The sequence below is a fragment of the Microbulbifer celer genome (genome assembly GCF_020991125.1).
GTDB lineage: Bacteria > Pseudomonadota > Gammaproteobacteria > Pseudomonadales > Cellvibrionaceae > Microbulbifer > Microbulbifer celer.
On sequence record NZ_CP087715.1, the window covers coordinates 126,570 to 138,954 of the forward strand.

Here is a 12,385-nt window from a genome sequence, read left to right on the forward strand (position 1 = left end):
GGACGGTTTAGTGGTGGCGCTGCTACCGGTAAACCCCATGCGAGACACGAGCTAGGCGCCCCCCCTCAACCCATCCATGGGGGCTCTTCTAAAACGTCCATGTTTTAGAAGGTCTCGCATGGGGTTTCCCGGTATCAGCGCCTTCGCTTTGGATTCTGTAGTTTGTACTTACTTTCGCGATGCCGAGTACGAAGCTCCGGGTAATGCCAGTGCGCGCCCATCTATGTTTAACTTTGCCCAAACAGAACTAGCGGGAACCAGTATGACCCAGGAATCACCTCTCATCGTCGAACGTCAGGGCCCCATCGGCAAGTTGACGCTCAATCTGCCCAAAGCCCACAACGCCCTCAACCTCGAGATGATCGACTTGATGGCCGTCCAGCTGGATGAATGGGAAGCAGATGACAGTGTCGCCTGTATCTGGATTGAAGGCGCCGGGGAAAAAGCCCTGTGTGCGGGTGGCGATGTGGTGGCGCTGCACAAAGCCTCCGGTAGCTACGGGGAACAGGGGGCCGGTCAGTTTGTGGAAGACTTCTTCACCCGGGAATACCGTCTCGACTACCGGATTCACACCTATCCCAAACCCATCGTGGTGTGGGGCAACGGTATCGTCATGGGCGGCGGTATCGGCATCATGAGTGGTGCCAGCCACCGTATCGTCACCGAAACCACACGCATGGCCATGCCGGAGATCACCATCGGCCTGTTCCCCGATGTGGGCGGCAGCTGGTTTTTGAACCGTATGCCCGGCCGTACCGGCCTGTTCCTCGGCCTCACCGGGGCCCAGTTCAACGGCACCGATGCGCTCTACTGCGGGATGGCCGACCGTCTGCTGCCGAGCGACCAGAAAGAAGCATTGCTCGCGGATCTGGCGGCCACCGAATTTACTTCGGACCCCGAGCAGCGCCATATTCTGGTGAGTAAAGCCGTGCAGAGCCTGGAAATGTCCGCCGGAGAGCCGCCGGCCCCGAACCTGCGCACCCACTACGACGCGATTCAGGCGCTGACCGATGGCGCCACCTTGCCGGATGTCTACCACACCATTGCCAGCTACGATGGCGACGATAAATGGCTGCAACGCGCTTCTGCCACCATGAAAGCGGGCTGCCCGCTGACGGCGTGGATTGTATGGGAGCAGCTGCGCCGCGCCCGTCATATGTCCCTGGCGGATGTGTTGCGTATGGAGCTGGCATTGGCGGTGAACATGTGTAGCAACGGCCAGGTAAAAGAAGGGGTGCGAGCACTGTTGATCGACAAGGACAAAAATCCGCAGTGGCAGCCGGCGCGATTGGAAGATGTTAAAACGGAGCTGGTGGAGGCCTGCTTCAGGGCGCCGTGGGCTGAAAGTCCGCTGTCGGACCTTAACTGAGTCGGTGGATGCGCTGCGCTTATCCCCCTACGGTGGTCACGCAATTTTGTGGGGTGGGTAAGCTTGCGCATGCACCAACCAAGATCCACCATCCAACCCTGGAAAAATAATAAATACATGGAGTTAAACCAATGAACCCGATCAAAAACATCGCCTTTATCGGCCTCGGCAATATGGGTGGGCCGATGGCGGCCAATCTGGTGCAGAAAGGATTTTCGGTCACCGCGTTTGATCTGTCACAACCGAGCCTGGATCAGGCAGCGTCCAATGGCTGTGAAAAAGCGGCGAGTGCCGGGAGTGCGGTGCAAGGCGCGGACGCGGTAGTGTCCATGTTGCCCAGCGGCGAAGCGGTACGTGGATTGTACCTGGGCGAGGGCGGTTTGTTGCAGGTCATGGATCCGCACACCCTGTTAATCGATTGCTCCACGATTGCTGCGGACGACGCCCGACAGGTCATTGCCGCCGCCACCGATCGCGGTATCCACGCGCTGGATGCGCCGGTATCCGGCGGTACCGCGGCGGCAGCGGCGGGGACCCTGTCATTTATGTGTGGCGGTGAGGACAGTGCGGTGGATCGTGCGCGGCCGGTGCTCGCGGCCATGGGGGCGAATATCTTTCACGCCGGCGCGGCAGGTAGTGGCCAGGTGGCCAAGATCTGCAACAACATGTTGTTGGCGATTCATATGATCGGCACCGCCGAGGCGCTGCAGCTCGGGGTGGATAATGGCTTGGATCCGGGTGTGCTCTCCGAGATCATGCGCGCGAGTTCCGGCGGCAACTGGTCACTGGAAAAGTACAACCCCTACCCCGGAGTGATGGAAGATGTCCCCGCCGCGCGGGATTATGCCGGGGGATTTTCCGTGGCATTGATGTTGAAAGATCTCGGACTTGCGATGGATACGGCAGCAGGCAGCGCCTCTTCGACGCCGTTTGGTGCGCTGGCGAAAAACCTCTATCAGCTCCACGGCGGCGATCCCGATATACGCGCACTGGACTTCTCCAGCATCCAGAACCTGTTCCGGCGTCCCGTGGGCAACTGAGGCCGAAGCTGCGTCAGTTGACCTGGATCAATTGGCGCTAACCCCGGGCAGTGTACTGTCTCGTCATTCGAAAGTGGCGAGACAAAGAACGAGGGCACAATCATGGGGCTCAATCAGGAAGTCGGTGATGCCGGCGCGGCGCAAAGTATAAATGCATCGCTCTCTCCCGAACTGTTGGGCCGTTATGCGGGCCCCTGTCCGCGCTACACTTCTTACCCCACCGCAGATCGATTTACCGCATTAGCGGGCGCGGAGCCCTGGTCCTCACTGCAACAGGTGGATTCACTTTCCTTATATGTACACATCCCGTTTTGCCGTTCGCTGTGTTATTTCTGTGCTTGCAATAAGGTCATCACCCGCCAGTATGGTCTGGCTTCCAGCTACTTGAGTAATCTGCTGCAGGAAGCGCAGTGGTATCGGGACCGAGTGGCCGCGGTGCCGGTAGTGCAATTGCATCTCGGCGGCGGCACGCCCACCTTCTTCAGCGATTCGGATCTGGAACGTTTGCTTGCGGGGCTTGGCGAGATCTTTGATCTGCGCGCGGGCAGCGACGTGGAATACAGTATCGAGGCAGACCCGCGCACCCTGGAGTTGGAAACTCTGGGTACACTGCAGCGCCTCGGGTTCAACCGGCTCAGCATGGGGATTCAGGATTTCAATCCGGCAGTGCAGCAGGCCATCAACCGTATCTGCAACCCGGAACAGGTGCGGACGCTCACTGAGCGGGCCCGCGAGCGCGGGTTTGAATCTATCTCCTACGATCTGATCTACGGGCTGCCGGGGCAGAATGTGGACAGTCTCGAGCGGACTATCGATACCGTGCTGGCGCTGGCACCGGACCGGATCGCGCTGTATCACTACGCCCATCTGCCAGACCGCTTCAAGGCTCAGCGCCTGATCAGCTGCGACCTGATCCCGTCGCCGATGGAGAAGATCGCCATGCAGTTGACTGCGGCGAGGCGGCTGACCGATGCCGGCTACCAGTTTCTCGGCATGGATCATTTCGCGCGCCCGGAGGATGGCCTGGCGGTAGCGGCGCGGGAGGGGCGCCTCGCACGTAATTTCCAGGGATATACCCTGATGCCCGCTGACGCACTGGTGGGGCTGGGTGCTTCGGCGATCAGTTACAGCCGCGATGGCTACTGGCAGAACGCGCACCGCCTGAAGGAATACGCCGCGGCGATCTCGGCGCGGGGCCAGGCAATCCATCGCGGCTGGCAGCTGTCCGCGGACGACCGGCTGCGCCGGTGGTTGATCATGGAGCTGATGTGCCACCTGCGCGTGAGCAAGGGCGAGCTCTCACAACGCACCGCGGTGCCATTCACACAGTACTTCCGTGCGGATCTTGCCCGGCTGCAACCGTTGATTGCCGATGGCCTGGTGGAAGAGACCCAGACTGACTTTGTCGTCACCGAGCGCGGGCGCTGGTTCCTGCGCAATATCGCCGCGTCCTTTGACACCCATCTGCATGGTGCGTGCTCGGACGCCCGCTACTCGCGGGTGCTATAAGCGCCGGTTGCAGATACAATTCTGAACACACCAATAGAACAACCACCAGTAGAACATTGACCCCGCGTGATTTGACTATGAAAAACCCGTCTCCAGCGGTTAGTTGCGGCAGTTGTTCGGTCCGGAAACTCTGCTTGCCCACCGGGTTGGCAGATGAAGAGGTCGAGCAGCTCGAACAGATCACCCGCAACAAGAAAACCTTGAAAACGGGGGACCTGCTGTTCCGCGCCGGAGATCCATTTTCCTGCCTGTATGCCATCCGTTCCGGCAGCTTCAAGTCTGCGGTGATTGGTGCCGATGGGGATTCCCAGATCACGCACTTTGCCTTGCCGGGAGAGCTGTTGGGCCTGGATGGTTACAGTGGCAGTGAGCACCCGAGCTACGCGGAAGCACTGGAAGACAGTAGCGTGTGCATATTGCCATTCACCCAGCTGGAAGGGTTGGCGCAGAAGGTGCCAGCGCTGCAGAAGCAGATCTACACCATCTTTTCAGAAGAGCTCAAGCAGGAAAATGATGTACTGCTGCTACTGGGCAAGCGTTCCGCGGAGATGCGCCTGGCGGCACTGTTGCTGAATATCTCCAGCCGCTATGCGCGCCGGGGGTATTCCGCCTGTGAGTTTGTTCTCTCCATGGCACGCATGGATATCGCCAACTATCTTGGACTGACCGCCGAGACCGTCAGCCGCCTGTTCTCCCGTTTCCAGAAACAGGGACTGATCGATGTACGGGGGCGTGCGGTTGCCATTATTGATCTGGTGGCGCTCAGCGAGCTCGCCGGTACCCACTGCAGCTACGAAAGTTAAAAAGTTAGCCAGTCTGAAGCTTTTCTTCTGAGCTGCCTTGTGGCGCTTTTTCTCTGTGGCCATCTTTCAGGTGCAGCGCCACCTGCTTTTCCAGCCCTTCCAGCGCGTAAGCCTGGCCGAAGCCTTTGACGTAGCGACCGCCGCTGGGCTTCAGCTCAAACAGGTGAAAATCCTCCAGGTCTTTGAGGTGATCTATCACAGGGCCAAATTTTTCCCGCAGCTGTTCGATACGCTGTTGCCACAAGGGCTGTTCGCGATCAATTATCGCCGCATCCACATTGAAAGTAACCCGCAGTCGGGCAAACGCCTGCTTGGTATCCGCCTCATCTGCATTGAATATCACCGACGCCTTGTTGTTGGCCTTCAAGTTGGCGGCGTGCTCGGAGAGATCGGAAATAAACAGGTAAAAATTACCATCCGCGGCGAGAAATGGCGCGGTGCTGGCGTGGGGGTGGTTGTCGGCTGTAAGACTCGCCAGATTCAGCAGCTTGCGGGTGGCAATAAAATCGCGCACCTCGGCGACAAGATCTGCGCCGTCATTGGTTTTGGATGTGGACTTGTTTTGTTCACTCATGGGTTTATCCCCAGGTTAAGAATTGTCTGCAGTTGTTACTGCCAACTGCTGTTTTAGTTGTTGGAAGCGTTTGACCTGTTCCGGGATCAATTTGCGCTCGGCATCCCGCCCGAGGAAGACTTTGAATACGCAGTTTCCACTGGGTGCCAGAAATACCATGGAGTGGCTTTCAGCCCCCCGGTGGGGTTTGCTCACCAACGCCACTTCCACCAGGCCGTCTACCAGCAGGTGGCCATGGAAGGGGTTTTTGTGATGCATAAAGTTGTAGTAACCTCGGGCAATACTGCCTTTCGGAAATTCACCTTTGAATTCAAATACCGAGCCCTCGCTCTGCACGATGACCGTAACTTTGCCCCAGGTAGGCAGCTCTTCGATCAGTTGCCACACCGCGTTGTTGTCAGCGAGGGTGGCCATTTCCGCCGGCAGGTTGGCAATGATTTCCCGCACACTGGTGTCGAGCACCTTCGCCATCTGTTCCAGGGTGTAGCCGGATTCACTGGCGAGTAGTTGCTGTACTTTTGCTTGCATAACATTTCCTGAGCAATTCTTTTGGGCACTGGAAGAGAGTTGGTGTTTAGAAAAGCCCATTGTGAAGGGGCCGCTACCGGGTGCAGCTTTGTGAGACCTTCAAAAACATGGATGTTTTTGCAGAGCCCCCAAGGATGGGTTTACGGCGTGTCTCACAAAGCTGCACCCGGTAGCGGTACCGCCACAAAACTATTTAAAATCCAGTGTCAGAAACGGTAGCTCGCAGACAGTTTAATGTTGCGGCCGGGCATATACAGTTCCTGGAAGGCCACGCGATATTCCTCATCGGTCAGGTTGTCCAGGGCCAGACCCAGCTTGAGGCCGTTCAGGTTGCCGGTAGCCGGTTCCCAGGTCACGTAGGCATCTGCCAGGGTGTAACTGTCGAATGTGCGGGTTTCTTCCGACGGTAATTCGTCCTGGGCGGAAACCACCGAAGTGCGCAGGCCGGTTTTAACGTCGCGCTGCAGGAAGTAGTAACCCAGGTCCAATACCCATTTGTCTGCAGGAATATTACTCAGATAGCTCCCGTCACTCAGGTCCTTACCCTCGGTCTGGCCGTAGCTCAGGCCCAGCGCCAGATCGTTGACCCGATAATTGGCTCCTAACTCGAATCCCTTGAGTTCCGCCTCGTCCACATTCTGGTAAGTCGTGTTCATGGGGAAAAAGAAATTCGGGTGCGGATTTACTACCAGCTGCTCGATAAAGTTGTCCACCTTATTGCGGAATACGGTGGCACTGGCGGTCAGCTGATCGCTCTCGGTGACTAGGCCGCTGAAAGAAAAGTCCGCGCGAAGTTCGGAGTTCTGCGCTTCTTCCGCTGCCAGATCCGGGTTGGGAACAAATGTGTTGCAGACGCCCGGGAAATAACAGAAATGTGTACCCTGAGTGTACATCTCGTCAGTACCCGGCGCGCGGAAGGCACGCGCGTAGCTGGCGGTGAGGGTCATCCACTCGGCGGCTTTGACTGACGCGGCGAAGGATGGGGAAACCGCGCTATCGTCGCGGGCGGAATCCGTCAGTTGGTCGCTTTCCGCCTCGAAGCGGTCGTAGCGCACGCCGGGGGTCAGGGTCAGTACATCGGCAAACGTGAAATCCGCCTGCGCGTAGAGACCCAGTACATCGGTATCGGCGTTCATGTCAGCGGGGCGATTGTCGCCATCGCGCACGGTGGTCACGTCGTCCTGATACCAATCGAGGCCATACACCCATTGGGCGCCCAGGCCCTCGGTGGCATTGGTAACGGCAATGCCGGTGGTGTTGATCTCAGTACTGTCATTTTGACCGTCGACTCCCATGGTGGGGCGGAATTCGTCGAACTGGGTCTCGTTGCGGTACAGGGTTATCTTGGTGGTGTGGCTGGCGGCACCGCTGGTGTACTTGCTTTTACCGGCTTGTATCAGATAGTTCGCGGTCACATTCTGGTCGGTGATATCGCGCTCCACCAGCGGTGAACTGCTACCTACATTCGTGTTGGGGTTGGAGGGAACGCCTTCCTCGCGGTTGCTGTGACGCAGGGCAATATCGAAACGCTGGTTGTCGCTGATCTGGAAGCCGCCGCGAGCGAGCAGTGCGGTGTTTTCACTGGCGCTGTTTTCCAGTGTTTCGCCGCCGCCGATTTCAACATGGTCGTTTTCTGAAACAGAGCCGTTTACCAGGTAATCGAAGTCGCCAGACTTGCCATAGACAGCTGCGGTGGTCTCGGTGGAGTCACCATTGGTGCCCAGTTCTTCTTTCAGGTAACCGCCGACGGCCTGGCCGTTTTTCAGCAGATCGCCGGCATTTTTGGTAGTCAGAGCCACCACGCCGCCAATGGCGCCGGAACCCCACAGGCTGGACGCCGGGCCTTTCTTCACTTCTACCTGCTTGAGCAGTTCCGGGTCCAGTTGATAGGTACCGCGGTGGCCGGAATTGAAGTTCTGGCGCGCACCGTCGATGGTCTGCAGCACGCGTACACCGGACAGGCCGCGAATGTTCGGGGCCTGGTTCGAGTAGCGGGGCCCGCCTACCACTTCGATATTCGGTTCATATTTCAGCGCCTGGGCAATGGATTCCGGCTGTTGCTCTTCCAGCTGCACGCGCTCAACGACAACGGTGCTTTCATCCTTTTCTTTCGCAGCTGGGTTGCGGTCTGCGGCGACCAGTACTTCGCCAAACTGGATAACCGGTTGATCGTCGCTATTGCTGTCCTGTGCCAGGGCGCCTGAGGCGCCCAGTGCCAGTACGGCTGCTGCCAGCGGATTGAGTGTCAGTGTATTACCTGCGCGTGCTGCCTTGAATTGGCCCATGTCGGTGCCCCCTTTTTGATGATTCCTGTCGATGCGGTGCGCCCGGCGCCAGTCATGTTCGTTTTATGCACTGGCGGCCTGGTACGTCTGTGCCGAATGATAGTGCTGGATATCGATATTGTAAATACGAACTATTATCGTTTGATATTGTATCTGCAGGTTGCTAACCTTCGTTGCGCACTCTGGCAGTTGGGGCTGGGGTGCTTGTAGCGGGCCTTATGGCAGGGGATGCATAAAGCAAGGCGAGCAGGTAATCACCACCGAACAGACGTACACAGGCTGATTCCCAGAGAGACTGATACAAAGAGAGAGTGGCTACTTTCGTGAAAGCCCGGTTGTCCATCATGTTGTTCATCTCGCTGGCCCTGCATGGCTGGTTGTTGTGGGCTGCGCCTGCGCCGGAAATGAAGGCGCCCGGCGGTGCCGTGGCACTGAAGCTGGGGCAACTACGCCTGGCGGCATCGCACATGGCCGCCGTGGCACCGACGGAAAGCGCGTTGGCGGAGCCAGCTTCCCACGCTGTACCAGAAAAACAGCAGCCGTCAGAAAAACCGAAAGCGCACAAGCCGCGCCAGAACGTGGTGAAAAACCAGAAAACAGCGCAAAAACAGCCGCGTAAAGAACAGCCCCCGAAGTCCACTAGGCCCGTACCGCCGGCGAGCGAGTCTGTGCCGGAAGCAGACGTCGATCCGCCGTCGGATTCGCAGTCGTCCCCGGCTGCGAGTGCACGGCAGAACACGCAGCTGAGTGTGAGCGACGAGCCCGTGCTGGTAGAGCGCCCGGCGTTTGCCAGCCCGCCCGCCGCACCGGCGTATCCGGAGCTGGCGCGACAGCGTCGACAGCAGGGCACGGTGGTGGTGGAAGTTCAGCTGGACCGCAATGGTGCGCAGGTGATGCGCAGCCTGTTGCAATCTTCCGGGATCGACAGCCTGGATGAGGCGGCGTTGACGGCGGTAAAGAACTGGGAGTTTCTGCCTTATCGGGAAAACGGTCGCACGCGCTTGTCGCGGGTGCGCCTGCCGATCCGGTTTTCCCTGTGACCACTTGCCAGTAGATAGAGTTGGAAAAGCAAATTATGTTCGAACATCAAAACTGGTCTGAATTCTTTGTCCAGCTGGGCCCCATGGGGTGGCCGCTGCTGATCCTCTCCGCGCTCACCGTGGCGCTGCTGGGCGAGCGCCTGTGGTTCCTGGTATCTACCGGGCACCGGGGCATCACCGGCGCTTTCAGGCGTCTCCAGTGCACCGGGGAGGCCGGGCTGGATCGCCTCGGTGAGCAGTGCAGCAATGAGCGTGCGCTGGCGAGCCGCGCCACCGCTTTGTTGTTGCAGCATCGCAATGCGGAGAAGGTGCAGCGGGAAGAAGTGGCCGCCGTCTGGCTGCAGGATCAGCGCCGCCAGTTGCACAGTGGTCTGCGCCTGTTGATGGTGGTCGGTATCGTCAGCCCGCTGGTGGGGCTGCTGGGTACGGTACTGGGCCTGATCGGCATGTTTGCGGGTCTTTCCGGCAGCAACGATCCGGTCACTCCGGCGCTGTTGGCCGACGGCCTGGGGATGGCGATGAACACCACCGCCGCGGGCCTGATCGTGGCGCTGCCGGCGATCTCCGGCGCGCACCTGCTGGCCATGTGGAGTGACCGCACCGTGGCGGATCTCGAGCACCTGTTCAATCGCGGCAACCTGTGGCTGGAAGGGCTCGACCCCTGTGCCTGCAGGCGCGAACTGGCGGTGCAGAAACGCCGTCGGGACTGTGAACTGGCAGTGTCCGCGTCGTGATCAATATCAATCCCCCCGATCGACGGGAGTTTTCCCTGGCTAACCTGGCACCGGACCTGACGCCGCTGCTGGATATCATCTTTATCGTGCTGGTATTTCTGCTGTTGACCGCCAATATGCGGTTTTCCTCGCTGCCCATGGATCTCCCGGCCAGCGAGCGTGTATCAGAAGCCATGCCCACAGATCCGCTGACCATTTCCCTGTCCAATCGCGGCCCCGACCTGTGGGGACTGGGGGATCGGGGCTACAGTGATCGGGAAACTTTTGAGCGGGCATTGACGGCGGCACTGGTAGCAGACCCGACGCGGCCGGTGGCGCTCGCCAGCGACCGCAACGTGCCGGTACAGCGCATGCTCGACCTGTTTGCGCTGCTGCAGGAGCAGGGCGTGGAAGTGGCCGAAATCGCGCTACAGTCCACTGCATCGAATACGTCAACTGCAAACGGGCAATAGCGCCAAACCGACAATAGAAAGAAGCTACTGGAATCAAATCACTCGACCGGATTCACACCATGACTCGACTTAACAGACGCGCCTTTGCACGAATCTTCCAGACTCAAAATATCCACACTCAAATCATCCGGCAATGTATCGCGATTGTCGCGTTGCTGTTTTCCTGCAGTGCCAGCGCGACAGCGCCCGAGCGGGTGATCAGTGCAGGTCATTCGATTACCGAGCTGGTACTGGCGCTGGGTAGTGGCGACAGCCTGATTGCGGTGGACTCTTCCACCCGCCTGCCGGCGGATTTCAAGAAAGTGCCTGTTGTGGGCTACTACCGGCAGTTGCCGGTGGAGGGGCTGCTGGCGCAGAACCCGCAACTGCTGATTGGCGGCGAGCATATGGGCCCACCCAATACGCTCACGCTGCTGGAAAATTCCGGCGTAAAAATCCTGCAATTGCCGGAGGCGGAAAACGGCGCACAGTTGCTGTCGAATATCGATCGACTCTCCGCGGTGCTGGAAAAACCGGCGGCGGATATCAAGCAGCGGGTAGCCGCGCAATTGGCGTCCCTGAAGCAAGCGCGCGCGGCGCTGGGTAAGCCGCCGCGGATTCTGTTTGTGCGTGCGCAGCAGGGGCGCGGTGTGAAGGCGGCCGGTACCGGCACCAGTCCGGATAGCCTGATCCGGCTGGCGGGCGGTGTGAATGCGGTGGAGTTCGCCGGCTATAAACAACTGTCCGATGAGGCGCTGTTAGAACTGCGTCCGGACTGGATTCTGTTTTCCAGTGATCAGGCGGCGCAGTTGAAAGGGGGGGCGGCGTTGTTGGAGTGGCAGCCCTTGTTGAAGCTGACCCCGGCAGGTAAACAATCTGCCTTCTTTTCTGTTGATGGATATGCGCTGCTGGGTGGTATCGGTCTCGCCAGCCTGGATGAGGCGAAAAAGCTGAATAAAAAATTTGCCGGTCAGTAATGGCAATTTGTTGAGGTAACCCAGTGGAATTTCGCCTGAGTGATAAAAGCCTGCTACCGACGCTGGTCGCCCTGCTGTTGATAGGAAGCTGTGTTTCTCTCGGTATCGGTGCCATGACGATCAGCTGGCGGGATGTTCTTGCCGGTTTGATGGAGTGGAGCTGGCCCGGGCTGTTGAGTGTGGATGTGCCGGAACAGTACGCGCTGGTGCTCGGTGAGATTCGCCTGCCGCGATTGTTGTTGGGGTTGATTGTGGGCGGCACCCTCGGGGTCTGTGGCGCGGTGTTGCAGGGCATGTTCCGCAACCCCTTGGCGGAGCCAGGCATTATCGGTATTTCCTCCGGTGCGGCGGTGGGCGCGAGCATTGTACTGGTGTTCGGTAGTGTACTTACGGGTGTTCTCGGTGCGTGGATGGGAGGTTTTTTCGGAAAAATCCAGTGGCTGTTGCTGCCGGCCTTCGCCAGCTTTGGCGCCATTTTCGCTACTTGGCTGGTGTACGTTTTGGGTGACCGCGGACGCTCCGTGGTGATGATGTTGCTGGCGGGTATCGCGATCACCGCCCTGGCCGGAGCCACCCTCGGCATGTTTGCCTACGTGGCCACCGATACCGCGTTGCGGGATATGACCATGTGGCAGTTGGGCTCCCTATCTGGCGCTACATGGACCGGTGTGCTGGTGTCCGGAATTATTTTCGCCATCTGCGGTGGCCTGCTCTGGTCCCGGGCCAGCGATCTGAACGCGCTGTTGCTGGGGGAGTCGGAAGCCCGCCATCTGGGGGTGGATGTGGTCGGCCTCAAGCGACAGATCATCGTACTGAATGGTATTGCCATGGGCGCTGCGGTTTCCGTGTCGGGGGTTATCGGGTTTGTGGGATTGGTTGTGCCGCATATCGTGCGCCTGCTACGTGGGCCAGATCACCGTTTTCTGATTCCCTACAGCGCACTGCTCGGCGGATTGTTGCTGACGGTGGCAGACACCATTGCGCGTAGCGCTTTTGCACCAGCGGAAATGCCGGTGGGCATCGTCACCGCGCTGCTCGGTGCGCCTTTCTTCTTGTTCCTGCTGTGGCAACAGCGTCGACAGATTTTCTGAGCGG

General features: G+C 58.9%; 12 protein-coding genes. 9 read left to right on the forward strand and 3 right to left on the reverse strand.

Features of this window, described 5'->3' with window-relative positions; translation table 11 throughout:
- Positions 1-262: 262 nt before the first annotated feature.
- The 4 genes from LPW13_RS00440 (at position 263) to fnr (ending at position 4,721) form a co-directional block, all read left to right on the forward strand.
- Positions 263-1,369, forward strand: a complete 1,107-nt coding sequence (locus tag LPW13_RS00440) for an enoyl-CoA hydratase/isomerase family protein (RefSeq protein ID WP_230437486.1) — start codon at positions 263-265, stop codon at positions 1,367-1,369.
- A gap of 131 nt (positions 1,370-1,500) precedes the next feature.
- Positions 1,501-2,409 carry a 3-hydroxyisobutyrate dehydrogenase gene (mmsB, locus tag LPW13_RS00445; protein ID WP_230437487.1) on the forward strand — a complete coding sequence of 303 codons (909 nt, stop codon included), beginning with the start codon at positions 1,501-1,503 and terminating at the stop codon, positions 2,407-2,409.
- Between the two features lie 102 nt (positions 2,410-2,511).
- A complete protein-coding gene (gene hemN / locus LPW13_RS00450; protein WP_230437488.1) occupies positions 2,512-3,918 on the forward strand; it encodes an oxygen-independent coproporphyrinogen III oxidase in 1,407 nt (468 codons plus the stop codon).
- A gap of 77 nt (positions 3,919-3,995) precedes the next feature.
- Positions 3,996-4,721, forward strand: coding sequence for a fumarate/nitrate reduction transcriptional regulator Fnr (gene fnr / locus LPW13_RS00455; RefSeq protein ID WP_268932659.1), 726 nt, complete (start codon positions 3,996-3,998; stop codon positions 4,719-4,721).
- Positions 4,722-4,725: 4 nt separating this feature from the next.
- Here fnr and LPW13_RS00460 read toward each other — a convergent pair whose 3' ends face one another.
- The 3 genes from LPW13_RS00460 to LPW13_RS00470 form a co-directional block, all read right to left on the reverse strand.
- Positions 4,726-5,295, reverse strand: a complete 570-nt coding sequence (locus LPW13_RS00460; RefSeq protein WP_230437490.1) for a HugZ family pyridoxamine 5'-phosphate oxidase — start codon at positions 5,293-5,295, stop codon at positions 4,726-4,728.
- 15 nt (positions 5,296-5,310) lie between these two features.
- Complete coding sequence (gene hutX, locus LPW13_RS00465) at positions 5,311-5,823, reverse strand: heme utilization cystosolic carrier protein HutX (protein ID WP_230437491.1); 513 nt, start codon at positions 5,821-5,823, stop codon at positions 5,311-5,313.
- A 206-nt stretch (positions 5,824-6,029) separates the two neighbouring features.
- Positions 6,030-8,108 carry a TonB-dependent hemoglobin/transferrin/lactoferrin family receptor gene (locus LPW13_RS00470; RefSeq protein ID WP_230437492.1) on the reverse strand — a complete coding sequence of 693 codons (2,079 nt, stop codon included), beginning with the start codon at positions 8,106-8,108 and terminating at the stop codon, positions 6,030-6,032.
- Between the two features lie 344 nt (positions 8,109-8,452).
- Here LPW13_RS00470 and LPW13_RS00475 point away from each other — a divergent pair, with 344 nt between their 5' ends.
- Genes LPW13_RS00475 through LPW13_RS00495 form a run of 5 tightly spaced genes read left to right on the forward strand, consistent with a single transcriptional unit; the run spans position 8,453 to position 12,381 of the window.
- Positions 8,453-9,148, forward strand: coding sequence for an energy transducer TonB (locus tag LPW13_RS00475; protein ID WP_230437493.1), 696 nt, complete (start codon positions 8,453-8,455; stop codon positions 9,146-9,148).
- Positions 9,149-9,183: 35 nt separating this feature from the next.
- Entirely contained in the window at positions 9,184-9,882 is a 699-nt protein-coding gene (locus LPW13_RS00480) for a MotA/TolQ/ExbB proton channel family protein (protein WP_230437494.1), read from the forward strand.
- Complete coding sequence (locus LPW13_RS00485) at positions 9,879-10,334, forward strand: ExbD/TolR family protein (RefSeq protein ID WP_230437495.1); 456 nt, start codon at positions 9,879-9,881, stop codon at positions 10,332-10,334. The genes LPW13_RS00480 and LPW13_RS00485 overlap by 4 nt, the downstream gene beginning before the upstream one ends.
- A 59-nt stretch (positions 10,335-10,393) precedes the next feature.
- Positions 10,394-11,290 (forward strand): heme/hemin ABC transporter substrate-binding protein, encoded by an 897-nt coding sequence (locus LPW13_RS00490; RefSeq protein WP_230437496.1) that lies wholly within the window; start codon positions 10,394-10,396, stop codon positions 11,288-11,290.
- Between the two features lie 23 nt (positions 11,291-11,313).
- The gene (locus LPW13_RS00495; RefSeq protein ID WP_230437497.1) at positions 11,314-12,381 is read left to right on the forward strand and encodes a FecCD family ABC transporter permease; all 1,068 of its coding nucleotides are present in this window, start codon (positions 11,314-11,316) and stop codon (positions 12,379-12,381) included.
- Positions 12,382-12,385 lie beyond the last annotated feature (4 nt).

What these genes read in the sequence shown, in the direction of transcription:
- LPW13_RS00480 (WP_230437494.1), top strand. Translation starts at nt 9,184, where the DNA reads ATGTTCGAACATCAAAACTGGTCTGAATTCTTTGTCCAGCTGGGCCCC.
- LPW13_RS00475 (WP_230437493.1), top strand. Translation starts at nt 8,453, where the DNA reads ATGTTGTTCATCTCGCTGGCCCTGCATGGCTGGTTGTTGTGGGCTGCG.
- LPW13_RS00460 (WP_230437490.1), bottom strand. Translation starts at nt 5,295, where the DNA reads ATGAGTGAACAAAACAAGTCCACATCCAAAACCAATGACGGCGCAGAT.
- LPW13_RS00440 (WP_230437486.1), top strand. Translation starts at nt 263, where the DNA reads ATGACCCAGGAATCACCTCTCATCGTCGAACGTCAGGGCCCCATCGGC.
- hemN (WP_230437488.1), top strand. Translation starts at nt 2,512, where the DNA reads ATGGGGCTCAATCAGGAAGTCGGTGATGCCGGCGCGGCGCAAAGTATA.
- fnr (WP_268932659.1), top strand. Translation starts at nt 3,996, where the DNA reads ATGAAAAACCCGTCTCCAGCGGTTAGTTGCGGCAGTTGTTCGGTCCGG.
- LPW13_RS00470 (WP_230437492.1), bottom strand. Translation starts at nt 8,108, where the DNA reads ATGGGCCAATTCAAGGCAGCACGCGCAGGTAATACACTGACACTCAAT.
- LPW13_RS00490 (WP_230437496.1), top strand. Translation starts at nt 10,394, where the DNA reads ATGACTCGACTTAACAGACGCGCCTTTGCACGAATCTTCCAGACTCAA.
- hutX (WP_230437491.1), bottom strand. Translation starts at nt 5,823, where the DNA reads ATGCAAGCAAAAGTACAGCAACTACTCGCCAGTGAATCCGGCTACACC.
- mmsB (WP_230437487.1), top strand. Translation starts at nt 1,501, where the DNA reads ATGAACCCGATCAAAAACATCGCCTTTATCGGCCTCGGCAATATGGGT.